The sequence below is a fragment of the Stenotrophomonas sp. genome, from assembly GCF_036662295.1.
Lineage (GTDB): Bacteria > Pseudomonadota > Gammaproteobacteria > Xanthomonadales > Xanthomonadaceae > Stenotrophomonas.
Genome location: NZ_JAVWXA010000003.1, coordinates 51036 through 76263, shown reverse-complemented (window position 1 = coordinate 76263; position 25228 = coordinate 51036). Strand labels below are relative to the sequence as shown.

General features: G+C 70.5%; 10 protein-coding genes. 7 read left to right on the top strand and 3 right to left on the bottom strand.

Annotated elements, in window-relative coordinates; translation table 11 throughout:
* The 3 genes from RSA25_RS01300 to RSA25_RS01290 form a co-directional block, all read left to right on the top strand.
* Positions 1-205: hypothetical protein (locus RSA25_RS01300; RefSeq protein WP_332807113.1), on the top strand; the 205-nt coding region annotated here is incomplete at its 5' end.
* Between the two features lie 29 nt (positions 206-234).
* A complete protein-coding gene (locus RSA25_RS01295; protein ID WP_332807112.1) occupies positions 235-2040 on the top strand; it encodes an autotransporter assembly complex family protein in 1806 nt (601 codons plus the stop codon).
* The gene (locus tag RSA25_RS01290; protein WP_332807111.1) at positions 2037-5879 is read left to right on the top strand and encodes a translocation/assembly module TamB domain-containing protein; all 3843 of its coding nucleotides are present in this window, start codon (positions 2037-2039) and stop codon (positions 5877-5879) included. Before RSA25_RS01295 ends, RSA25_RS01290 begins: the two co-directional genes overlap by 4 nt.
* A 75-nt stretch (positions 5880-5954) precedes the next feature.
* Here RSA25_RS01290 and RSA25_RS01285 read toward each other — a convergent pair whose 3' ends face one another.
* Genes RSA25_RS01285 through RSA25_RS01275 form a run of 3 tightly spaced genes read right to left on the bottom strand, consistent with a single transcriptional unit; the run spans position 5955 to position 10613 of the window.
* Positions 5955-7337: a hypothetical protein gene (locus tag RSA25_RS01285; RefSeq protein WP_332807110.1), complete on the bottom strand. Its 1383-nt coding sequence runs from the start codon at positions 7335-7337 to the stop codon at positions 5955-5957.
* Positions 7338-7365: 28 nt separating this feature from the next.
* Positions 7366-8928 carry a hypothetical protein gene (locus RSA25_RS01280; protein WP_332807109.1) on the bottom strand — a complete coding sequence of 521 codons (1563 nt, stop codon included), beginning with the start codon at positions 8926-8928 and terminating at the stop codon, positions 7366-7368.
* A complete protein-coding gene (locus RSA25_RS01275) occupies positions 8925-10613 on the bottom strand; it encodes a molecular chaperone HscC (protein ID WP_332807108.1) in 1689 nt (562 codons plus the stop codon). The genes RSA25_RS01280 and RSA25_RS01275 overlap by 4 nt, the downstream gene beginning before the upstream one ends.
* 128 nt (positions 10614-10741) lie before the next feature.
* Here RSA25_RS01275 and RSA25_RS01270 point away from each other — a divergent pair, with 128 nt between their 5' ends.
* The 4 genes from RSA25_RS01270 to RSA25_RS01255 all read left to right on the top strand — a co-directional run bounded on the left by RSA25_RS01270 (position 10742) and on the right by RSA25_RS01255 (position 25223).
* The gene (locus RSA25_RS01270) at positions 10742-12889 is read left to right on the top strand and encodes a S46 family peptidase (protein WP_332807107.1); all 2148 of its coding nucleotides are present in this window, start codon (positions 10742-10744) and stop codon (positions 12887-12889) included.
* A gap of 113 nt (positions 12890-13002) precedes the next feature.
* Complete coding sequence (locus tag RSA25_RS01265) at positions 13003-13773, top strand: response regulator transcription factor (RefSeq protein ID WP_332807106.1); 771 nt, start codon at positions 13003-13005, stop codon at positions 13771-13773.
* A 330-nt stretch (positions 13774-14103) separates the two neighbouring features.
* Positions 14104-21861, top strand: a complete 7758-nt coding sequence (locus RSA25_RS01260; protein WP_332807105.1) for an SdrD B-like domain-containing protein — start codon at positions 14104-14106, stop codon at positions 21859-21861.
* A complete protein-coding gene (locus RSA25_RS01255; protein WP_332807104.1) occupies positions 21858-25223 on the top strand; it encodes a hypothetical protein in 3366 nt (1121 codons plus the stop codon). The genes RSA25_RS01260 and RSA25_RS01255 overlap by 4 nt, the downstream gene beginning before the upstream one ends.
* The last annotated feature ends 5 nt before the right edge of the window (positions 25224-25228 follow it).

The window sequence follows — 25228 nt, the reverse complement described above, 5'->3', positions numbered from 1 at the left end:
CTTCTTGGCCAGCTCGATGAAGTGGGTGCCAATGGCATTCCCCACCCCGCGCGACCACGCCGGCACGCGCAAGCATTCCCGCAGAAGGTCGCAAAAGCAGCCGGCCAGCGGCCGGCATTACGGAGGTCATGCGGCGATGATGCGTCTGGCGTCGCGCGGGACGCGAGGAAGGGCGGATTTAACAGCATCTTCACCGCTGTTCTGAAACACCCCCGCCGATTTCGCATGGTCACGATGGCCCGTTATGCTGTCGCCATGCAGCCAAAGAATTACGCCCTCCCCCTGATGTTCCTGTCACTGGCCAGCGCCTCGGTCGCCCATGCCCGGGGGACCATCGACAAGGTGGAAATCAAGGGACTGGACAAGGGCGACGACGCCGAGATGATCGAGAACATCGAGGTCTCGCTGTCGCTGTATGACACCATCGGCAAGGTGCAGGGCGAGTCGCGGCTGGAATACCTGCTGTCACAGGCCGAGCGCCAGACCCGCCAGGCGCTGGAGCCGTTCGGGTATTACAACCCGGTCATCACCGTGGAAAGCCCGCGCGAAGGCGAGAACCTGCGCGTGGTGATCCAGGTGGACAAGGGCCCGCCCACGCTGGTGCGGCGCGAGCATATCGACATCACCGGGCCGGCGCAGAACGACCAGTACCTGCAGGACGACCTGGAGAAGTTCAAACCCCGCAAGGGCCAGCGCTTCGAGCATACCCAGTACGAAGCCAGCAAGATCACCGTTACCCGGCGCCTGGCCGAGCGCGGTTACTTCGATGCCGACTACACCCAGCGCCAGGTGCAGATCACCCGCGCCGAGAACGCGGCCGACATCGACCTTACCTGGGACAGCGGCCGCCGCTACAACATGGGCGATATCCGCTTCCACCAGGATTATTTCGTGGACCGCCTGTTCGACCCGCTGGTGTATTGGGACAAGGGCAGCTACTTCCACGAAGGCAAGCTGGACCGCCTGCGCGAGTCGCTGACCAAGCTGGATTACTTCAGCGTGATCGACATCCAGACGCGCCCGGACCAGGCCGATGAAAACGGCAACGTGCCGGTGGATGTGAACCTGACGCGGGCCAAGCGCACCATCTACACCGCCGGCCTGAGCTACGGCAGCGAGAGCGGCGCCGGTGTGCGCGGCGGCCTGGAGCGGCGCTTCCTCAACAGCCGCGGGCACAAGATGAACACCCAGCTGGACTATGCGCAGAAGCGCAAGAGCCTGCTGACCAGCTACCGCATCCCCGCCTTCGCGTGGCTGGATGGCTGGTATGCGTTCACCGCCAGCGCCTACGACGAACAGACCGACTACATCGACCTGCGCAACTTCAAGCTGATCGCCAGCCGCAGCGGCGAGATCAACGAGCACTGGACCGCGATCGCCTCGGTCAACGCGCTGCGCGAGCGCTGGCGTTACGCCTCGGGCACGGCCTTCACCGACGCGGTCTACAACACCTCCACGCTGGTGTACCCGCAGCTGGTGGCTGATTACGTCAACGTGGATGACGACCTGTTCCCGCGCAAGGGCATCAGTGGCAGCGCCACCCTGCGCGGTGGCGTGGAAGGGGCCGGCTCGGACACCAGTTTCGTGCAGGCCAACATGGTGCTGCGCTGGTACATCCCGATCGGCGCCAGCGACCGGCTGATCCTGCGCGGCGAAGGCGGCACCACCTGGACCAGCGACCTGGTGGCGATGCCACCGAGCCTGCGTTTCTTTGCCGGCGGCGACCGCAGCATCCGCGGCTATGCCTTCCGTGAAGTCGGCCCGCGCACCCCGGCCCCGGACAAGTACGCGCTGGGTGCCAAGAACCTGGTGGTGGGCTCGGCCGAGTACGAGCATTACTTCAACGGTGGCCCGTGGGGCGGAGCGGTGTTTGTCGACACCGGCAGCGCGTTCGACAACACCATCGACCTGCACACCGGCGTGGGCTTTGGCGTGCGCTGGAAATCGCCGGTGGGCCCGGTCCGGGTGGACATCGCCCATGGCCTGAACAACCCCGATTCGCAGTTCCAGCTGTACCTGAACATCGGAGCGGACCTGTGAGCACGCCTACGCCGCCGGCCACCTCCACGCCGCCGCAGCGCGTGCGTTTCTATCGCAAGCGACGGTTCTGGGCCTGGTCCGGGTTCACCGTGCTGGGCCTGGTGCTGCTGGCCCTGCTGTTGCTGTACTGGCTGCTGCAGACCGTGGCCGGGCGCGATGTGCTGCTGGCCCAGGTGGTGGCGCGCCTGCCGGTCGGGGCGACGCTGACCTGGAGCAAGGTGGACGGCCCGGTGGCCGGGCCGCTGGTGCTGCACGACCTGGATTTCCGCTACGACGACATCCACTTCAGCGCCGAGCGCGCCTACCTGGACCCGGACATCCGGCCGTTGCTCGGGCGCAAGCTGCAACTGGATGCGCTGCAGCTGAAGAACGCCACGTTGAACCTGGCCAAGAGCGATGAACCCTTCGAGCTGCCGTCCTGGCCCGATTCGCTGCCGCAGATCGAAATGCCGCTGGCGATCCAGGCCGACACGATCACCATCGACGGTTTCCGCATCACCCAGGCGCAGCAGCCGCTGATCGACATCGCCAAGGTGCGCGGCGGCGTGGAGATCGCCAACGGCGAGTTCCGCGCGACCCAGCTGAAGATCGACAGCGACATGGGCGATTTCCGCGTGGACGGGCGTTACCTGCCGCGCAGTGACTACGACACCGACATCACCATCGGCGCGCTGATGCCGGCCCCGCGCGGGCGCACCCCGGCGCGGCTGGGGCTGGTCGCCCGCGGCGACCTGGGGCACATGGAAGTGGCGCTGGCCGGCAACGCGCCGGCGCCGCTGCAGGCCAGCCTGGTGTTCGACGGCCGTACCGACCCGGTGTGGAAGGCCAGTGCGCGCAGCAGGGAACTGGACCTGGCGCTGTTGGTGCCGGGCATGGCGGCCAGCACGTCGGCGCCAATGGCGCTGGATGTGCAGGCCGACGGCAAGGGCGGGCAGGCCAACCTGCAGGGGACGTTCAAGCAGGGCGACATCGCGGTGGAGCTGGCGCCATCCAAGGTGGGCCTGGCCGACCAGGTGCTGACCGTGGCGCCGCTGCAGGTGAAGGCCTTCGGCGGCCAGGCGCGGTTGCAGGGCAAGGCCGATTTCACCGACAAGGAAAACGCCAGCCTGCGGTTCTCGGTGGTGGCCAACGACCTGACCTTCGTGCCGGCCGCCGACACCAGCACCGCCGGCGCGGCCGCACCGGTGCCGGTGACGCTGAAGGAAGCACGCCTGGGCCTGGCCGGCACGCTGAAGAACTGGGCGGCGGTGGGCAACGCGTCGGTGGAGCGCGAAAAACAGCGCGCCGACCTGCAGTTCGACGTGCGTGGCAACGACCAGGCCGCGTCGATCAAGCAGCTGCTGGCCAGCACCCCGGGCGGGTCGCTGGACGTGACCGGCCAGGTGGCCTGGGCACCGCAGCTGGACTGGGACGTGGCGGTGAAGCTGGCCGCGTTCGATCCGGGCTATTTCGCCCCGGGCTGGGACGGCAGGCTGTCCGGCGCGCTGGCGTCCAAGGGCCGCCAGTTGCCGCCGCCGGCGGGCAGCCCGGCCGGGACCGCGGGCGCCTACGAGGCCACCGTGGACGTGCCTGGCATCAAGGGCACGCTGCGCAAGCGCGCGGTGGATGCCCAGGGCCGCTTCGCGCTGCGCGGTACGCAGGGCGAGGGCAACGTGAAGCTGGCGGTGGGCAACAGCCGCCTGACCGCCAATGGCTCGGTCGGCGACCGGCTGGACATCGACGCGCAGCTTGAGCCGGTGCAGCTGGATGACCTGCTGCCCGCCAGCAGCGGCAGCCTGCGCGGCCACGTGCTGGTGAAGGGCCCGCGTGCGGCGCCGGACATCACCGCCGACCTGGTGGGCAGTGGCCTGCGCTACGAGGACTGGCGCGCCGAAGCGATCAGCATCAAGGGACGCCTGCCGTGGCAGGGCGACAACGGCACGCTGGCGGTGCAGGGCAGCAAGGTGCAGGTGGGCATGCTGCTGGACACGCTCAACGTGGATGCGCGCGGCAGTGTCTCCAACCTGCGGCTGGAGGCGCAGACGAAGAACGACATGGGCGCGGTGGCGCTCAGTGGCAGCGTGCGCCAGCAGGGCCAGGCGTGGCGCGGCGAGCTGGGCGCGCTGCGCATCGCCCCGATGAAGGGGGATGCATGGAGCCTGCGCGCGCCGGCCACGTTCAGCGTGCAGGGCAGCAGCTTCACCCTTGGCGACGCCTGCCTGGGCGCGGCCACCGGTGGGGCACTGTGCGCCAGCGCCAACTGGCCGCGCGAGGGGCTGCTGGTGCGTGGCGATGCACTGCCGCTGGCGCTGGTGCAGCCGTGGCTGCCGCCGCAGTCGGGTCGGCGCATGTACCTGCGCGGCGAGCTGACGCTGGATGGCCGCATCCGCCCGCGCGGCAATGCGTTCGAAGGCACCTTCAAGATCGCCTCGCCCGAAGGCGGCATCCGGCTGGGCGACAATGCGCGCGGGGAGCTGGTGCGCTACGACCAGTTCTCGGCGACGGTGGAGATGACGCCGGCGCAGATCAACGCCAAGCTGGGCGTGGGCTTCAAGGGCGATGGCTTCGTGGACGCCAAGGTGCAGACCGGGTGGGACGCCGGCGCTCCGCTCACCGGCGAGCTGTACATGAACATCGCGCGGCTGTACTGGCTGGAACTGTTCTCCCCGGACATCGTGCGGCCGACGGGGCTGATCGAAGGCCACGTGAGCCTGCGTGGCACGCGCGGCACGCCGTCGCTGGGCGGCGAAGCCACCTTGAGCAACTTCAAGGGCGAGTTCCCGGCGCTGGGCCTGACCTTCGACGAGGGCAAGGGCAGCTTCACCGCCCAGCCGGACGGCTCGGCCAAGATCACCGCGCAGGCCAACTCGGGCAAGGGCACGCTGTTCGTGGACGGCGGGTTGTCGTGGTTCGGCGATGCGCAGCCGCTGCAGTTGCACATCCACGGCGAAAACGTGCTGCTGGCCAATACGAGCGAGCTGCGGGTGATCGCCAACCCGAACCTGGACTTCACCCTGGCGGGCACGGCGATGCAGCTGCGCGGCAGCGTGCATGTGCCCGAGGCCGACCTGGATCTGGAGCGCCTGGACCGGGGCACGTCGGTGTCCGAGGACGTGGTGGTGCTGGACCCGGTGGACCCGGAAGAGACGCCGACCTCGCCGCTGGACATGGACCTGACGGTGAGCCTGGGCGACAAGGTGAAAATGAGCGGTTTCGGCTTGAAGGGCGCACTGGCGGGCAAGATGCAGGTGTGGTCGCGACCGGGCCGGGAGATGACGGCCAACGGCGGGCTGGAGGTGAGCGGGCGTTACAAGGCCTACGGGCAGGACCTGACGATCACCCGGGGCAACCTCAACTGGAACTACAACGCGGTGTCCGACCCGCGGATCAACATCCGCGCCGAGCGCACGATCGGCGATGTGATCGCGGGTATCGACGTGACGGGGCGGGCGCAGTCGCCGCGGGTGGATGTGTGGTCGAACCCGGCGATGTCGCAATCCGAAGCGCTGGCCTATCTGGTGCTGGGGCGCAGCCTGACGGGCGCGAGCAGCGACCAGGCACAGCAGGTGAACGCGGCCTCGGCGGCGCTGTCGGCGGGCAGCGGCCTGCTGGCCTCGCAGCTGGGCGCGAAGCTGGGGCTGGACGATGCGGGGGTGAGCCAGTCGCGCGCGCTGGGCGGGTCGGTGATCGGGGTGGGCAAGTACATTTCGCCCAAGCTGTACGTGGGTTACGGGGTGTCGCTGGTGGGCAGCGGGTCGGTGCTGACGCTGAAGTACCTGCTGCGCCGCGGCTTCGATATCGAGGTGGAGTCGAGCACGGTGGAGAACCGGGGGTCGCTCAACTGGCGGCGGGAGAAGTAGGCGTTCTTCGCTTGTTGGCGCTGCGAAGCGCCGGTAGAGCCGACCGCTGGTCGGCTTGCTGGAGCGACCGGGGGCTTACTTGCCCGGGTCGTGCGCCCGGCGGTTGGACCAGCGCAGCCGGTCGCGGTGGTGGTGCAGGTCCTGCGCCCACCACACCAGTGCCACGCCCCAGGCGGGGACGATGGTCAGCAGGGCCAGCGCCAACCAGAGGCCGCCGGATGCACCGGCGCTGGCGGCGCCGCAACGGGCGTGCAGGCGCTGCCATGCGACGAGCAGGATGAGTGCATTGGCCGCCGCCAGGCCGAGCAGGGTGTTGACCGGGATGCCGGGGGTGAGGCGCAGGGACAGCCACAGGCTGCCCATGGCGCTGGCGACCAGCAGGGGAATGGCGAGGATGCGCAGGCCGGGGAGCGCGCTGGCGTGGTGCTCGGGCGCGCGCTGCCATCGCAGCAATCGGCTCACCCCCTCGCCGAAGACCCACAGGGCCGGCACCAGCAGCGTGCCGATCAGGACGATCAGCAGGGCGCGCCTGGCGCCGCTGGACTGGCCATCGCCGGTGGGGGGAAGCGGCCAGCTGCCGGCGACACCCCACAGGCAGAGCAGCCCGACGAACGTGGCCAGGGTGCCGGCGCGCAACGCGCCGCTGAGCAGGTGGATGCGATCGTCCGGGTTGCAGAAGCGCGACCAGAAGACGACCTGGCCGGGGTCCAGGCCGGGTGGCGTGCGTCGGTCGCGCCAGAAATCGAGGGCGCGCAGCACGCCGATCACTTCGTTGGCGCGGGTGGGCAGCAGGGTGGTGAGCAGGTTGCGCCAGCCCGGACGCGGTTCACGCAGGCGGCGCAGCACCCGGTGGGGGTGGAGCAGCAACGCGTCGGTCAGGTCGAGGTAGCGCTCGCCCAGGGCGGCTTCGCCCTGCGCCGAGAGCAGCCAGGCCTGGTGCCAGCGGTGGGCCACCCTTTCCAGGTGCATGGGGTCGATGTCGCCGCGCAGGTCGTCCCAGGCGAAGCAGGCGGTGAGGCAGGCGACGACCGGCGGCGACAACGGCGGGTCGCCGGACTGCAGGGCGCGCAACACGGCCACGCTGATGGCCGGCTTGTCGCGCAGCGACCACAGCTCCGGTTGCTGCTGCAGCCAGGCCTGCAGCGCGGGCGCGTCGTGGGCGGTGGCGAACGCGGCGATGCGGGCGGCGACGGCGGCGGCATCGAGGATGGGCGGCGGCGCGGCGGCCGAACCCGGTGCGGCCACGGCCACGGCCACGCCGACCGGGCCGGTCCGGTCCTCGTCGCGCGCCTGCACCCAGGCCAGGGCATCCTGGTAGGCCTCATGCAGGTACTGGAAGGCGACCGCATCCTCGTCCGGCCGGGTGACCCGCAGGCGATGCGCGTACGCGCGCCTGACCGCGCGCACGTCGGTGGCGGCATCGTCGGCCAGGCCCAGCCATGCCAGGCCCCAGCTCATCGGCGATGTCCCGCACGCGCATGGCCCATCAGCGGTGCACGACCTTGGTCATCGCATCCACGGTCCAGGCCAGCAGCGCACCGAACACGGCGATCTCGCCAAACATCAGGGCCAGCCCGATCATCTTCAGGAACGGCCACATCGCCAGCAGCAGCCAGCCGTTGAACTTGAACACGTAGCCGCCGCGCACCCACCAGCGGCGCACCGCGATGCCCAGCGTGAGCCAGGCCAGCGCGCTGCCGGCCACGCGCGCGTCGGCAAGGTGGATGACCAGCAGCGCGGTGATGGCCAGGATCGGGATGAGCCACAGGTTCAGCCGTCGCCAGCGCGGCGGCGGGTACTCCTCGGCGACCTGCCAGCCGGCCACGGTGCGCAGCACCGGCAACACCGCGCCCAGGACCAGGACCGCGGCGGCGGCGTACAGGCCGATCTTGAGAAAGCCGTCGGTGCCCAGCGGGGCGATGAGGCCGCCGCTGCGCCGGGTGGGGGTGAGGTTGACCAGCACGCCCAGCAACGGCACCACGATCATCGCCGCGGCCGCCAGCAGTGCACTGCGCAGCAGCGACACCTGCAGGCGTGCACCGCCCAGGTGCTGCCGATCGGCCAGTGCCAGCCAGAAGGCCACCTGCCGCGGCTGCAGCGGCGGCGGTGCGTCCTCGGGCGTGTGGATGTCCAAGCGGGCCAGGGTGTCGCGCATCTCGGTGACACGGTCGGGCCAGCACGCCGTCCACAGGGCCTGCCAGGCGGCCCACGGGCGGGTCAGGCGCTGCAGCTGCGTGCGCGCCTTCTCCGGTGCCAGGGGCACGCCATCGCGGTGCAGGTAGCGGCCCAGCGCGGCCTGGTTGCGTGGCTGCAGCACCCACAACCGATGCAGGCGCAGGCGGCATTGGTCGGCGTCGTAGGGGTCCAGGCCGCTGCCCACTTCATCCCAGCGGAAACACTGCGAGAGCAGGTCGAAATTACCGATGTAGACCGGCACGTCGCTGGACAGCAGTTGCGCCAGCACCGCCTCGCCGATCAGCGGCTTGTCGTGCAGCGACCATAGTTCCGGGCGCAGCTGCAACCAGCGCTCCAATGCCGCCGGCTCGCACAGCTGCGCCTGGCTGACGACAAGGTGCGCGAACGCGTGCGGGTCCAGCGGCGCGGCAGGGGCAGGCGCGGCAGGCACGGTGCCGGCGGCCAACGGCACGGCCACCGGCAGGCGCGCCGGGGTGTCCGGATAGGCGGTGTCGGCGGCGTGCAGGGTGCGGACCGGGTCATGCATGCCCGGCGGCGGGTCGCCACCGCCGAGCGCTGCCTCGGCCGGGGGAACCGGCGCGGCCGGCGTCGTGTCGGTGGCAGCGCCCGGCGGCAGCGGCGCGTGCCCGGCATCGGCGCGCGCGTGGTCTTCGCCTTCGTCCTCGTCATCGTCCTGCCACTGTTCGCGATAGCGCGCCCAGTCCAGCGCGGCCTGGTAGGCCTCGTGCAGCTGCTGGAACGCCACCGGATCATCGTCCGGGCGGGTTACCCGCAGGCGCTTGGCATAGGCACGCTTGACCGCGCGCTCGTCGGCATCCTCGTCCAGCTCGAGGGCCTCGTGGCCCCAGCTCATGCGTCGCGTTCCAGCGCGTCCATCGCCGCGGACAGCTCGCCGCGGTGCTGGTCGATGCGCTTGACGTCCTGGCTGTCCAGCGCATGCCGGAACTGCTCCAGCCAGCCCTGCAGCACGTCGCGCTGGTCGATGAACTCCTCGTACAGGCGCTCGGCGCGGGCCACGGTGGCCAGGTTCTGCTGCTGGTCGCGCGGGTGGATCTTCAGGCCCTGCAGGGTCTGCAGGCGCTCGCGGATTTCCTGCGGGGAGAGCAGGCCCGGGTTCTGTTCCAGTATCAGCTCGTGGCGGGTGCCGGTGGCATCCTCGGTCACTTCCACCTGCAGCAGGCCGTTGATGTCGTAGGTGAAGCGGGTGGTGACGCCCTTTTCGGCGGCGCTGCCCTTGCGCGACAGCGGCACGCGCAGTTCGCCCAGCTTGATGTTCTTATCCACCGTGGGGCTCTCGCCCTGGTAGATGTCGATCACCACCTCACGCTGGTCGTCGCGCATGGGAAAGAAGCGGTCCTCGCGGCTGACCGGGACCACGCTGTTGCGCTGGATGATGGGATGGAAATACCCGGCGCGCTCGCTGCCGTCAGGCCCGCGCCGCGACACCTGGGTGCCCAGCGTGTACGGGCAGACGTCGGTGAGCACGATCTCCTGCAGGCTCTGGTCGCGGTCCTTCAGCCCGGCCGCGACCGTGGCGCCCAGCGCGATGGCCTGGTCGGGATGGATGTGGCGCAGTGGCAGGCGGCCGAACATGCGCGTGACCAGGCGGCTGATCATCGGCATGCGCACCGCACCGCCGACCAGCACGATGTCGTCCAGCGCTTCGGGCTTGAGCCGCGCATCGCGGATGGCGCGCTCGATCGGCGCGCGCATGCGCTGCAGCAGCGGCTCGCACAGCTGCGCATAGCGGCTTTCCTCCAGCTCCCAGGCCAGCTCCTGGCCGTTCAGGGCCAGGCTCATGCGGCAGGTGCCCTGCTGGCTGAGATCGCGCTTGAACATCTCCAGCCGGCGCAGCAGCTGGGCCTGCTCGGCGCTGGACAGGCGCGCCGGGTCCAGCCCGTGTTCGGCATGGAAGGCCTGCAGGAGCACGTCCAGGAAGTCCTCGCCGCCCAGGAAGTTGTCGCCGGCGCTGGCATGCACTTCGATCACGCCCTCGAACAGCTCCAGGATGGACACATCGAAGGTGCCACCGCCCAGGTCCAGCACCAGCACGCGGCCTTCCTCGTCGCGCTGCTGCAGGCCGTAGGCCAGGGCGGCGGCGGTCGGCTCGTTGATCAGCCGCTCCACGCGGATGCCGGCCAGTTCACCGGCGGCGCGGGTGGCCTTGCGCTGCGCATCGGAGAAATAGGCCGGCACGCTGATCACCGCTTCTTCCACCTTGTGCCCGAGCGCGGCTTCGGCATCGGCCAGCAGCGAGCGCAGCACCAGCGCGGACAGCTCCTCCGGACGGAACCGGCGCTCGCCCAGGCGGATCTCGCGGTCGCTGCCCATCCAGCGCTTGAAGTTGGCCACGCTGTGCTGGGGGTGGCTGACCAGGCGGTCGCGCGCCGGCTGCCCGACCAGCACCGCCTCGTCCACCAGGCTGACCACCGAGGGGGTCAGCAGCTCGCCATGGGCATTGGGGAACAGGCGTGGCCCTTCCGTGCCATGCACGCCGATCAGGGAATGGGTGGTGCCCAGGTCGATACCAACGATCATCTGCGTCCGTCCGTTGTGTGCAGAAAGACGCGATTGTAGGAGCGCGACGCACCCCTGACCATCGGGCGTTGCCCCACGCCGCCCCAATGGCTATGGTTCCGGCTCGTTCTGACGTACCGGATGTGCCCATGTCGCCCCGCAACCCCTTGACCGCCGCCCTGGCCCTTGGCCTGACCCTCGCCGCCGGCGCCCACGCCGATGAAGGCATGTGGATGCCGACCCAGCTGCCGGACCTGGCCAAGCCGCTGAAGGCGGCCGGCTTCAAGGGCGACCCGGCCGACCTGGCCAACGTGACCGCCCCGCCGCTGAGCGCGGTGGTGCGTGCCGGCGGGGGCACCGGCTCGTTCGTCTCCGCCGATGGCCTGCTGCTGACCAACCACCACGTGGCGATGGGCGTGATCCAGTACAACAGCTCGCCCGAGCACAACCTGATCGACGACGGCTTCATCGCCCAGGGCCGCAGCGACGAACGCGCGGCCAACCCGGACTTCCGCGTGCTGGTCACCACCGGCTTTGACAAGGTCACCGACCAGGTGCTGGCGCAGGCGCGCGGCAAGACCGGCCGTGCCTATTTCGACGCGGTGGACCAGGCCAGCAAGCAGCTGGTGGCCGAGTGCGAGAAGGAAGGCAACGTGCGCTGCAGCGTGGCCGACATGTATTACGGCACCGATTTCTACCGCATCCGCCAGCTGGAGCTGAGCGATGTGCGCCTGGTGTACGCGCCGCCGCGCGCGATCGGCAACTACGGCGATGAGATCGACAACTTCATGTGGCCGCGCCACACCGGTGACTTCACCCTGCTGCGCGCCTACGTGGGCAAGGACGGCAAGCCGGCCGCCTACAGCCCGGACAACGTGGCCTACCACCCGCCGGCACACCTGAAGATGGCCATCGACGGGCCGAAGACCGGCGATTACGCGATGCTGGCCGGCTACCCGGGCATCACCTACCGGCACCGCACCGCGGTGGAGTTCGCCGGCCAGATCGATGCGGTGCTGCCGCGCCGGGTGGCGGTGTTCCAGCAGATGATCGACACCATCGAGGCGGCCACGGCCAACGACGCACAGGCGCGCACCCGCTATGCCTCGCAGCTGCAGTCGCTGAAGAACAACCGCAAGCGCGCCGCCGGCGAGCTGGAAGGCCTGCTGCGCAGCGATGCCAAGGCCCAGCGCGGTGCCGACGAGGCCGCGATGCTCAAGGCCACCGATGCGCGCTACCAGGGCGACATCCAGGCCCTGCTGGGCTCGTTGTCGCAGGGCGCGGCGGTCGGCGAACGCGACCTGCTGCTGGACCTGCTGTCGGCCCAGAGCCAGCTGCTGCGCTCGGCGCTCACCCTGGAGCGCCTGCGCATCGAATCGGCCAAGCCCGATGCCGAGCGCGAGAGCGGCTACCAGCAGCGCGACCTGGCGTTGATCGAAGGCACGCTCAAGCAGGTGCAGCGCCGCTATTCGCCGGCGGTGGAGAAGGCCCTGCTGACCGCGCTGCTGACCCGTTACCAGCAGTTGCCCGACGCCCAGCGCGTGCCCGAGTTCGACGCCGCCTTCGGGCGCACCCCGGCGGCCCTGGCCAAGGCGCTGGACGGCCTGTACGCCAGCACCACGCTGGGTGAGGAGGCGCAGCGCCTGTCGCGCCTTGCCGCCGCCCGCGAGGGCAAGCCGCTGGCCCGCGATCCGCTGATCGACCTGGCCGGCCCGCTGGTGGCCGCGCAGCTGCGCCTGGACGACCAGGCCAAGCAGCGCGCCGGCGAGCAGCTGCGCCTGCGCCCGGCCTACATGCAGGCGCTGTTCGCCTGGCGGGCCAGCCAGGGCCGGGCGGTGTACCCCGATGCCAACCGCACGCTGCGCATCAGCTACGGCAAGGTGGAAGCGCTGTCGCCGCGCGATGCGGTGCATTTCGACCCGGTGACCACCGTGGCCGGGATCGTGGAGAAGAACACCAACGCCTATCCCTTCGACGCGCCCAAGCCGCTGCTGGCAGCCATCGCCAAGGGCGATTTCGGCAGCACCGCCGACCCGGTGCTCAAGACCCAGACGGTCAACTTCCTGACCAACCTGGACACCACCGGCGGCAACTCCGGCTCGCCGGTGCTCAACGCCAAGGGCGAGCTGATCGGGCTGAACTTCGACAGCAACTGGGAATCGGTGAGCGCCAGCTGGTGGTTCGACCCGCGCTACAAGCGGGCCGTGCACGTGGACATGCGTTACCTGCGCTGGCTGCTGGCCAAGGTCTACCCGGCGCCGGCGCTGCTGCAGGAAATGGGCGTGCCGGCCGAGTGAGCGGTGCCGTCACGACCCACGGTCGTGGCGCATGCCGCCCCACCAATGTCGCATTTGGCTCGATTCCGACCTGCGGCTAGACTGCCGGCTGGGTTCCGGAGGCGAACACGGGTGTGACGGCAGGACAGGACGACGAGCACGGCAAGGCCCCGCTGACGGCAGGCAAGGAACTGCAGGGACTGCGGGTGTGGGTGGTGGAAGACGACCCGGAACTGCTGGCCCTGGGCGTGGAGGACCTGCGCTGGCGCGGTGCCGAGGTGCTCGGCCTGGCCAGCGCCGAAGCGCTGTACCGCGCGCTGGCCGTGGGCCAGTGCGACATCGTGGTGCTGGACGTGGGCCTGCCCGGCGAGGATGGCTATGCGGTGGCCCAGCACCTGCGGCGCAGTGCCGATATCGGCATCGTGATGCTGACCGGCCGCGGCAGTACCCATGAGATGGCCCACGGCCTGTCGCTGGGCGCCGATGTGTACCTGGTCAAACCGCTGGACGGCGACCTGCTGGCCGCCGCCCTGGCCAGCCTGCGCCGCCGCCTGCGCCCGGCCGCACCCACGGTGCCGGTGGCGCACCTGGCCGCGCCGCCGGCCTCTGGCCAGTGGCAGCTGCAGGCCGATGGCTGGAACCTGGGCGCCCCCAACGGCGCGGTGCTGGCCCTGACCAGCGCCGAGCGCGGCTTCGTGCGCGCGCTGTTGGCCACCCCCGGCCAGCCGGTGGAGCGGGAGGCCCTGATCGCGGCGGTCACCGACCAGCCCTGGGATTTCGATCCACACCGGCTGGAAGTGCTGGTGCACCGCCTGCGCGCACGGGTGCGCAATGGCATGGGCATGACCCTGCCGGTGCGCGCGCTGCGGGGCGCCGGCTACCTGTGGATGCGCGAAGCGGCCTGAACCACCCGCCGGGCGAGCCGGTGTGAGCAAGTGAGAGCCAGCGTGAGCGGCTGGCACTGCCTTTATGCGCTGCGCTGCGCAGAATCCCCGCCGCTTCCGGCCGCCTGGCCGCAAGCCGCGCGCCTGTCCTCGACGGGCCGCCATGCATGCCGGTGCGCACGGACCCGAGGGAGGGTCGGCAGCGCCGGCTTTGTCGCCAGCAGGGGAAGAGTCGTGCACAAGCAGCAGGGTTGGACGGATGCCGTCGCGGGCATCGTTTCGTCGTGGAAGCGGTCGTGGCGCGTACGCGCAGGGATGCTGGTACTGGGGTGCGCACTCGCGCCTGCGGCCATGGCAGCCAACCTGAGCGTGAGCCAGCTGTCCGACTCCACCAGTGGCTGGCTGCGCGGCGATGGCACGGCCTCGGGCAATCCCAGCAGCGATCCGGCGCCGGTCGGCGCGATCCTGGTGTACGACGTCACCCTGTCCAACAGCGATACCGCGGCCGCCAGCGGCGTGGCGGTGGCCTTCGACCTGCCGGCCAACACGCGCAGCTACCAGCTGCCGGCCGCGTGCACGGCGCAGACCGACACCCGCATCGTGTGCCGCTACCCCAGCTTCCCCGGCCAGGCCAGCGGCGGGATCAGCTTCCAGCTGAAGGTCGATACCCAGAACGCGCAGCCGGGCACCACCAAGGTGGTGGCCGCGATCGGCGTGGAATCGGCGCTGCCGGCGCCCACCACGCGACTGGACGGCCTGGCCACCAGCGATGCGTTCTTTGCCGGTGACAGCAACCCGGCCAACAACCGGCTCGAACAGAACACCACGCTGACCGCCGGCGCCGACCTGGGCCTGACCAAGAGCGGCAGCCCGGCCTCGGTGATCGCCGGCGGCGAAGTGACCTATACCCTCACCGTGCGCAACGCCGGGCCCAGCACCTCGACCAACTTCCGCGTGATCGACACGCTGCCGGCCGGGTTCACGGTGGTGGCCAACAGCTTCAGCGGCACCGGCTGGACCTTCAACGCCGGCACCACCACGGCCACCCATGCCGGGGCGCTGGCCAACGGCCAGACGGCCACCTTCCGCTTCCGGGCCAAGGCCAACGTGGCCAGCGGCACGGTGACCAACGCCGCGCGCGTGGTCGCCGTGGGCACCCCCGACCCGCGCCCGGACAACGATGCGGCCACGGCCAACACGGTGATCACCACCGGTGCCGACGTCACCCTGAGCATGGTCGCCAGCCCGGCGCCGGCGGCCACGGATGCGCCGGTGACCTTCACCCTGACCGCCGACAACCTCGGGCCGGAGTCGTCCAGCGGCGTGAGCGTGGCCGGCGTGCTGCCGGCCGGTTTCAGCTTTACCGGGACCGGCACGCTGCCCGGCGGCTGGACCTGCACCAGCCCCACCCCGACCACCTTCAGCTGCACCCGCAGCGGGTCGATGGCCGGCGGCAGCAAGGAGATCCTGCAGATCCTGGCGACGGCCCCGCCGACCCCGGGCAACTACCAGGCCACCGCGCAGATCCAGTCGGCCAACACGCCCGATCCCAACGATGCCACCAACGGCACCAACAACAACATCGCCAACACCGCGCTGACGGTGCTGGCCGACGGCGCCGACCTGCGCCTGTCCAAGCGCAAGCTCGGCAGCACCGACAACGCCGAGGTGGTGCCGGTCGGCACGACGTCGGCCAGCAACATGACCTCCACCCTGCGCCTGTGGAACAACGGCCCGGCGCGGGTGACCGGCAATGCACAGATCGTGGACGTGCTGGCCGAAGGCGAGGAGTTCATCGGCTCCAGCGGCCCATTCAACTGCTCGGTGCTGCCGGCCGCCTACACGGTGGGCACCCCGCAGGTGGTGACCTGCGATTTCACCGGCCCCTATCCGGTGGCCGTGGCCGCCAACAATGCCGACGCCAGCGCGTTCGCCACCCTGGTCATGATCACCCGCGCGCGCGCGCCGGGCCTGCTGACCAACAATGCCTGCACCGGCGGCTCGCGCCCGGCCGGCGGCCCGGCCTCGGCCGAGCCGACCACCGACAGCGGCGTCAACCTGGACAAGATTCCCGACAACGACTGCACCGGCACCGGCATCCGTGCCACCGCCGATGCGGCCAACCTGTCCATCACCAAGGTCGCCAGCACCCAGAGCGGCGGCGACAAGGGGGTGGGCGTGACCGAGAGCTGGGCCGAGTACCTGCTGACCGTGCGCAACAGCGGCGCGGACACCGCCGGCGTGGTGGTCAACGACCCGCTGCCGGGCTACCTGGACAACGACCGCACCAAGGTGGACATCACCGCACCGGCCGGCTGGCCGGCGGGCAGCTGCCGCATCAACGCCGGCAGCCTGATCTGCGAGTCGGGCACCACGGTGCTGGCCGCCAACGCCACCGCGGTGATCCGCCTGCGCCTGCGCAACGCCGACAACAGCCCCGGCTTCCTGTTCGACAGCGTGGGCAAGACCGCGGCCAGCAGCGCCAACGCGGCCTGCGTGGCCGCCGGCACCGTCCCGGGCACCGGGCATTTCCATTGCAACCGCGCCGGCGTCGGCGTGGATGGGCGGGTGGCCGGCTCGGTGGGTGAATCCAACTGGAGCGACAACTACGCCACCGACTGGCTGCGCGTGGACCGCGTGGCCAACATGCAGACCACCGAGAAGGTGATCACCAGCGGCGACAACAGCGGCCGTGCCGGCGTGGTCGCCGACTACCGCATCCAGTACCGCAACCAGGGGCCGTCGGCGATTCCGCGCGTGGCCTTCACCGACACCTTCACCCTGCCGGCGGGCGACAGCGGCTTCGTGCTGGTCAGCGCGCGCCTGGCCTCCAACGGCCAGGCCTGCACCGTTACTTCGTTCGAGGCGGGCATCACGTCCAGCAACACCGCTGGCGGCATCTCCTACCGCAACACCGATGCCGTCAGCCCGCGCACCCTGACCCTGACCTGCCCGGCGGTGGCACTGACCAACGGCCAGGTGGACACGGTCAACCTGAGCATCCGCCCCAACGTCAACGCCAGCAACACCGGGCGCGTGTTCGACAACGTGGCCGGTTTCCGCTTCCCCGATGGCGCCACCGGCAGTGATGCCAACGGCGACTGGAACTACAACCTGGTCAGCACCGACGCCGATGACACCCGGAGCGCGCGGCTGACCTTCGGCGAGGGCAAGGTCGACCTGCTGGTGCAGAAGAACGACCAGGGCTTCGTGGGCGGCGTGGACCCGTTGGGCTTCGACCCGCAGGTGCCGGCCAACAACTACCTCACCTACAAGGTGACCGTCACCAACCAGGGCCCGTCGCTGTCCAGCGACACCCGCATCCGCGACAGCCTGGTGCCGCCGGCCGGTCGCACGGTGACCTTCATCGGCGCCTCGGCCACGGCCACCGGCAGTTTCAGCCTGGCCGGCTGCAGCGTGCTGGAAGGCAGCAACCCGTTCACCGGCAACGGCAGCAGCGCGCTGGTGCTGGACTGCCTGATGCCCGGCGCCGGCTTTGCCGGCAGCGATGAAGCCGGCACCGTGGCCGCCGGCGCGGACAGCGCGCTGTTCCTGCGCTACCGCTACGACTCGGCCCCCGGTGGCGGCGGCGATACCCTGAGCAACACCGCGCTGGTGCATTCGGCCGAAACCCGCCAGGGCGCCGACCTGACCGCCGGCGATGCCAACCGCGCCGACAACAGCACCACCGAAACCACCAGCGTGTTCATGCGCTCGGACATGACCGTGGCCAAGACCATGGTGACCACCGCACCGGCCGCCTCGCCCGGCGTGGCGCTGCCGCCCAGCGTGGCCGGCGTGACCGTGCGCCAGCCGTTCTGGTATGTGATCACCGGCATCAACAACGGCCCGGGCCAGAGCCTGTCGCGCGACCGCAGCGCGGCCTCGCAGCTGCGCGGCACCGGCACGGTGGTGGTGGATACGCTGCCGGCCGGCGTGCAGGTCAGCGGCACCGTCACCTGGCAGAAGCAGGGCCCGGCCTATGCGGCCAGCACCCCGGACGGCAGCGGCACCTGCAGCGTGCTCGACCGGGTGATCACCTGCGAAGTGGGCGACACCACCTTCGCCACCGGCAACCCGGGCCAGGTGCGCATCCTGGTGCCGGCGGTGTGGCCGCAGCTGCCTGCCGGCAGCACCGCCCCGCGTGGCAGCGCCGGCAACCACGCGCAGATCAGCACCGAACAGGTGGACGAGAACCCGGCCAACGACACCGTCGATGTGCCGCTGGACGTGGTCAACCTGTCGCTGGCCGGCAAGGTGTTCTTCGACAGCGACCAGAGCGCCGGCAACGGCGGCACCCCGCAGGCCGGTGAAGCCGGGATCGCCGGGGTCACCATCCGCCTCAGCGGCACCGATGCCTACGGCCAGCCGGTCAACATCGTCACCACCACCGATGCCGGCGGCCAGTACCGCTTCGACAACCTGGCCCCGTCCGACGCGGCCGGCTATACCGTGCTGGAAGTGCAGCCCAACGGCTACGCCAACAGCCGCATCGACCCGCCGACCAGCGGCGCGCAGGCCGCCACCTTCAACCCGGAAAGCTACCAGGCCGGCAACCCGGACAGCCGCTATGTGGTGCTGCTCGGCGCCGACGTGGCCGTGCCCGGCGGTACCCTCGGCAGCGTGGGCGCGGTGGCGGTGAACTACAACTTCCCCGAAGTGCGCCGTCCGAGCCTGTCCGGCTACGTGTACGTGGACCTGGACTTCAACAACCAGCGCAGCCCCGGCACCGACAGCGCCATCGTCGGCGCCACCGTGGAACTGCTCGACGCCGATACCGGCGTGGTGCTGGCCACGGTGCAGACCGACGCCAACGGCCAGTACCGCTTCGACGACCTGGACCCCAACGTGGTGTACAGCGTGCGCGAGCCGCTGCCCACCGGCCCGTACACCAACCGGCCCACGGCCGTCACCGCCGGCACCATCGGCGGCGTGGCCTGCACCGCCGGCACCTGCCTGGCGGGCACCGCCGTGGCCAGTCCGGGTGGCCCGGATGCGACCAGCACCGATCGCCTCTCGCGCATCGACCTGGGCACCGGCGCGGATGGCGAGAACTTCAACTTCGGCGAAAACCCCAACGGCAGCGCGATCAGCGGCCGGGTGTGGCTGGACCTGGACAACGACGGCGTCATCGACCCCACCGAAACCGGCCTGGCCGGCGTGGAGGTGGTGCTGACCGGCACCGACCGTAACGGCCAGCCGGTGCAGCTGACCACCACCACCGATGCCGACGGCAACTACGCCTTCGTCGGCCTGCTGCCGGGCACCTACGTGGTGACCGAGCCGACCCAGCCGACCGATACGCTCAACGGCATCACCGTGCCCGGCGACAAGGGCGGCACCGCGACCCTGCCGGCGGTGGTGCCCTCGGCGATCACCCCGATCGTGCTGGGCAACAACGAAGCGGCCACCGGCTACAACTTCGGTGAGATCCCGATCGCCTCGATCAGCGGCCGGGTGTACTACGACAACAACGACAACGGCGTCATCGACGCCGATGAAACCGGCATCGCCGACGTGCAGATCGTGCTGACCGGCACCGACGATGCCGGCCGCCCGGTGTCGCTGACCACGCGCACCGACGCGCAGGGCAACTACAGCTTCCCCAACCTGCGCCCGGGCACCTACGTGGTGACCGAACCGGACCAGCCGGCCTACACCACCAACGGCGTGACCAGCCCCGGCACCGTGCAGGGCGTGGCGCTGGGCGCGGGCACCGACCGCGCCACCGTGCCCTCGGCGATCAGCCAGATCGTGCTGGGCGCCGGCATGCAGTCGGTGCAGAACAACTTCGGCGAAGTGGCCGACACCCCCGACCTGGTGGTGACCAAGCGCGCCACCACGGCGGTGTTCACCGTGAACCACCCGGCCGAGTACCAGATCCAGGTGCGCAATATCGGCCCGCGTGAAACCCTGGCCGCCTATGAAGTGCACGACCGCCTGCCGGCCGGGCTGACCCTGCTGGAGACGCCGGCCGGCAATGGCTGGGTGTGCCAGGGCAACCCGGGCGAGGCGCGGGTGAGCTGCACCAGCGCGGCGGTGATCCCGGCCGGGGCCACCCTGGCCGATGCCATCACCGTCAAGGTGATGGTGGGTGCGCAGGCGGCCGCCAGCGGCAGCGTGAACAATGCGGTGCTGGTGCAGGGCGGCGGCGAAGACGGCCCGCATGCGCCGAGCCCGACCGAGCGCGCGGCGTTCGAGGGCGACGTCGGCACGCTGCCGGTGTGCGACCCGGCGATCACCCAGAACGTGTGCCGGGTGCCCAACCGCGTGCAGCTCAGCGCGTCGGTCGGCGGCACCGTGTGGTACGACGTGGGCAACGACGACCAGCTGCTGGACGGCGGCGACCAGCGCCTGCCGGCATGGATCGTGGAACTGGTGGACCCGGCCAGCGGCAACGTGGTGGCCAGCACCGTCACCGGTGCCGATGGCAGCTACCGCTTCAGCGACGTGGTGCCGGGCGTGAAGTGGAACATCCGCTTCCGCGACCCGCGCTCGAACATCGTGTGGCCGTTCCCGGTCACCCGCGAAACGGTGGCCGGCGTGCAGGTCAGCTGCGATGCGGCCGCGGCCATCGCCAACGCCCGCGCCAGCACCTGCCAGGTCAACGAGAACGGCAGCAGCGTGCTGGAAGTGGTGCTGGAGGCCGGCCAACACCTGCCCCAGCAGAGCCTGCCGGTGGATCCGTCGGGCGTGGTCTACGACGCGGTCTCGCGCGATCCGGTCCCCGGCTCGATCGTGACCCTGGCGCCGGTCGGCATGTGCGCCGGCTACGACCCGCGCACCGCCGTGCTCAACGCGGCCAGTGGCGGCTACCGCATCGAAGGCAATGCCATCGCGATGACGGTGGGCAGCGAAGGCTTCTACCAGTTCGCCTTCGGTCCGGCCGCGCCGGCGCGTTGCGAGTTCCAGCTCACCGTCACTCCGCCGGGTGGCTACCAGTTCGTCTCCAGCCTGATCCCGCCGCAGGACGGTGCGCTGTCGCCGGTCGGCGGCGCCGGTGCCAACCACGTGGTGCAGGCCAATACCGCGGCACCGACCGGTGCGGTGGGCCCGGCCACCCAGTACTACCTGGGCCTGTTTGCCGGCTCGGCCACCGCGGCAATCGTGCACAACCACCTGCCGCTGGACACCGCGGTGGCCACCGGGCTGGTGATCAGCAAGACCGGTGACCGCCAGACCGCGGAGATCGGCGACACCGTGCAGTACACCATCACCGTGCGCCAGACCGCCGGCAGTGCGCTGCGCACGGTCAACGTGGTCGATCGCCTGCCGCGCGGCTTCACCTACATCGACGGCACCGCACGCGCCAACGGCCGCGCGCTGGCCGAGCCGCAGGGCCGCCCCGGTCCGCAGCTGGGCTTCACCCTGGGCGCGCTGAGCGTGGGCAACCAGATCGTGCTCACCTACCGCGTGCGGATCGGCGTGGGCGCACAGCAGGGCGATGGCATCAATCGCGCGCAGGCGTTCGGCTGCGGCTTCGATGGCGGCTGCATCAACAGCGAGGCGATGGTGCCGCTGCCCGGCGCGCTGCCGTCCAATCGCGCCGAGTACCGCGTGCGGGTCAGCGGCGGTGTGTTCACCGACCAGACCTGCGTGCTGGGCAAGGTGTTCGTGGACTGCAACCACAACCACGTGCAGGACCGCGAAGAGCTGGGCATTCCCGGCGTGCGCCTGTACTTCTCCGACGGCACCTGGGTGATCAGCGATTCGGAGGGCAAGTACAGCTACTGCGGCCTGCCGCCGCAGAGCCACACCCTGAAGGTGGATGCCAGCACGTTGCCGCTGGGCGCGCGCCTGACCACCAGCAGCAACCGCAACCTGGGCGACGCCGACAGCCTGTTCCTGGACCTGAAGAACGGTGAGCTGCACCGCGCCGACTTCGTCGAGGGCAGCTGCGCCAACCCGGTGCTGGAGCAGGTCAAGGCGCGCCGCACCCAGGGCGAGGTGCGTGCCCCGGAAACCGAACCCGGCCAGGCCCCCCTGCGCTTTGAGAGCAAACCCGTGCGGGCGCCGCAGCAGGCGACCGACACGGCCAACCAGAGACCGATCGTGCACCCCAGAGCCAACCCGCCCGCCGCCGGCACCTCGACGGAGGGCCAGCCATGAGCCGCGCCCTGCCGTTGTCCCGCCTGCCGCGGTTGAGCCTGCTGGCCTGCGCGCTGGCCGCCGTGCCGGCGATGGCGCAGAACGTCGGTACGCCGGGCCGCTTCACCCCGGTGCTGGGCGATGCCAGCACGCTGTACCCGCGCAGCCCAGGCAGCACCGATGGCGCGCCGCGCGCGCTGGACGCCGCCGTGCCGGGCACGCTGGACCGCATCGTGGTGGAGCTGGACCGCGATGGCGTGCCGGCCGATGGCCAGAGCGCGGTGCACGTGCGCGTGCAGTTGCTGGACGCGCAAGGGCACCCGCTGGCCGGCACCACCTACGCCACGATCGAGAACAGCGGGGGGCGCATCCGCCTGCCCGGTTCTCGCACCGACGAGCTGGGCCCGGGCGCGCTGGATGCCGACAAGGTCACCCCCGGCGTGCAGCTGCAGGTGGTCGATGGCATCGCTGCCTTCGACCTGCTGGCCCCGCATGCGCCACAGGACGTGCTGCTGCGGGTCACCGCCGGCGCGCAGACCGCGCAGGGCAGCATCGCCTTCCTGCCGGAAATGCGCGAGATGCTGGCCACCGGCCTGATCGAGGGCGTGGTCAACTTCCGTCGCCGCAGCAACGCCGGGCTGATCTCGCCGGTGGAAAACAACGACGCCTTCGACCGCGACATCCGCCGCTGGGAGCGCCAGTTCAACAACGGCAAGGCCAATGCGGCCGCGCGCACCGCGTTCTTCGTCAAGGGCCGGATCAAGGGCGAGTACCTGCTTACCGCCGCCTACGATTCGGACAAGGACACCCGCGGCCGCCTGCTGCGCGACATCCAGCCGGAAGAGTTCTATCCGGTGTACGGCGATTCGGCGCTGCGTGGCTTCGATGCGCGCTCGGCCGAGCGCCTGTACGTGCGCATCGACAACAAGCGCAGCTACCTGCTGTACGGTGATTTCCAGACCGGCGACACGCTGGCCACCTCCACCGGCATCGGCGGCATCGGCGGCAGCGGCGCCATCGCCCAGCGCAGCCTGGGCACCTACAACCGCACCGCCACCGGCCTGGGCTGGCATTTCGAGAGCGAGCGGGTGCGCAGCAACGTGTTTGCCATGCAGGACTCGCTGCGCCAGGTGATCGAGGAGTTCCGCAGCCAGGGCAGCGGCCCGTATGCGCTGCGCAACAACGCGGTGCTGGAGGGCAGCGAGCGGGTGGAAGTGATCGTGCGCGACCGCAACCAGCCCACCCGCATCACCTCGGTGCGCTCGCTGGCGCGCCTGGTGGACTACAGCTTCGAGCCCTTCTCCGGGCGCATCCTGCTCAACCAGTTCCTGCCGGCCTTCGACAGCGACCTCAACCCGGTCTCGCTGCGCATCACCTACGAACTGGACCAGGACACCGAGAAGTTCTGGGTGGGCGGCGCCGATGCGCAGGTCAAGCTGACCGATCGGCTGGAAGTGGGCGCGGCGGTGGTGGAAGACCGCAACCCGTATGCGGCCTTCCGCATGGGCAGTGCCAACGCCGGCTACCGCTTCGGTGAAAACACCCTGCTGGTGGCCGAGTTCGCCCGCACCCGCAGCGAGGTCAACACCAACAGCATCAACCAGGTCACCTCGCAGGGCCTGCAGGATGTGACCGGCGAAGTGGAAGGCGATGCCTGGCGCGTGGAGTTCGCCCACCAGGGCGACCGCCTGGCAGCGCGCCTGTTTGCCGCGCGCACCGACCCGGCCTTCAACAACCCGGCCGCGCCGCTGTATGGCGGCCGCGGCGAGTACAACGCGCGCCTGGGCTGGCAGGTCGGGCCGCGCCTGGAACTGTACGTGGAAGGCCTGCGCAGCGAAGACCGCAACCCCGACGGTGGCAAGCGCGATGCCGGCGGTGCCGGCGTGCGCATCGATGCGACCGAGCGCTTGACGGTGGATGTGGGCGTGCGCAGCATCCGCGAGACCATCGGCGTGACCTCGCCGTGGTCGTCCGGGGTGCCCTTCGGCAATGCCGGCGGGCTGACCGGCGGCTTCGCCACCGGGTCCGGTGGCGGCGCGCTGGGCTATGGCCAGCAGGCCCTGGACCCGCTGACCGGGCTGATGGTGATCAACGGCAGCAGCACCGGCAGCCCGATCACCAGCGACCTGCCGGTAGGCACCGAGCTGGAATCGGACAGCGCGCGGCTGGGCCTGGGCTATCGCCTCAGCGACCGCCTCAGTGCCGGCGCCGAGGTGGAGCACAGCGTCAGCGGCGAAGACCGCAAGCGCCTGGCCGCCGGCCTGGATTACCAGGTGTTCGAGCGCAGCCGCGTGTATGGCCGCTACGAGCGGCAGACCGGCCTGACCAGCGCCTACGGCATCACCACCACCGACCGCGAGGCCGACGCGCTGGTGTTCGGCATCGACAGCAGCTACCTGCGCGATACCCAGACCTTCAGCGAGTACCGGCTGCGCGACTCGATCAGCGGTCGCGACGTGCAGGCGGCCTCGGGCATCCGCAACACCTGGGATATCGCCCAGGGCCTGCGCCTGGGCAGTTCGGCCGAGCACGTCAAGGTGATCGATGGCAGCACCGGTGACAGCACCGGCCTGTCGCTGTCGCTGGACTACAGCGCCAACCCGCTGTGGCGCGGCGCGATCCGCGCCGAGCACCGCATCTCCGAGGACGTGCCGGACACGCTGGCCAACGAGGCGTTCAGCACCACGCTGCTGCAGGCCATGGTGGCCCGCAAGCTCAGCCGCGATTGGACCCTGCTGGCCCGCAACTACCTGCTCAGCACCCGCTACGAGGACCGGGGCGACGTGCTGCAGGACCGCTTCCAGCTGGGCGTGGCCTACCGCGATACCGACCGCAACCGGGTCAATGCCCTGGCCCGCTACGAGTACAAGCTCGAGCGCGATGAAAGCGGCCTGACCCTGCTCGATGGCCAGGCCGTGGAGGGCACCAGCCAGGACGTGCGCACCCGCGCGCACATCGTCTCGGCCCATGCCGACTGGCATCCGTCGCGGCCGTGGTGGCTGACCGGCCGGGTGGCCGGCAAGTGGCAGCAGGACCAGTTCGCCTATGCCGACGGTGGCCGCGTCAACAGCCGCTTCCACGCGGTGCTGCTGTCCGGCCGGGTCGTGTATGACGTTACCGAGAACTGGGACATCGGCGTGCTCGGCTCGACCTTCCGCGGCCAGGCCGGTGCCAACCAGTACGCCTACGGCCTGGAAGTGGGGCGCCTGCTGCGCCAGAACCTGTGGCTGTCGGCCGGTTACAACTGGTCCGGCTTCACCGGCGACCGTGACCTCAATGGCTACGAGTACACCCAGCAGGGCGTGTTCGTGCGCCTGCGCTTCAAGTTCGATGAAGACCTTTTCCGGCCGGACCCCGTCCGCTACCGCGACCCGGCACGCTGAGGATG

Coding starts and splice junctions, on each gene's coding strand:
- RSA25_RS01260 (WP_332807105.1), top strand. CDS start 14,104: ATGGCAGCCAACCTGAGCGTGAGCCAGCTGTCCGACTCCACCAGTGGC.
- RSA25_RS01285 (WP_332807110.1), bottom strand. CDS start 7,337: ATGAGCTGGGGCCTGGCATGGCTGGGCCTGGCCGACGATGCCGCCACC.
- RSA25_RS01280 (WP_332807109.1), bottom strand. CDS start 8,928: ATGAGCTGGGGCCACGAGGCCCTCGAGCTGGACGAGGATGCCGACGAG.
- RSA25_RS01270 (WP_332807107.1), top strand. CDS start 10,742: ATGTCGCCCCGCAACCCCTTGACCGCCGCCCTGGCCCTTGGCCTGACC.
- RSA25_RS01275 (WP_332807108.1), bottom strand. CDS start 10,613: ATGATCGTTGGTATCGACCTGGGCACCACCCATTCCCTGATCGGCGTG.
- RSA25_RS01295 (WP_332807112.1), top strand. CDS start 235: ATGGCCCGTTATGCTGTCGCCATGCAGCCAAAGAATTACGCCCTCCCC.
- RSA25_RS01255 (WP_332807104.1), top strand. CDS start 21,858: ATGAGCCGCGCCCTGCCGTTGTCCCGCCTGCCGCGGTTGAGCCTGCTG.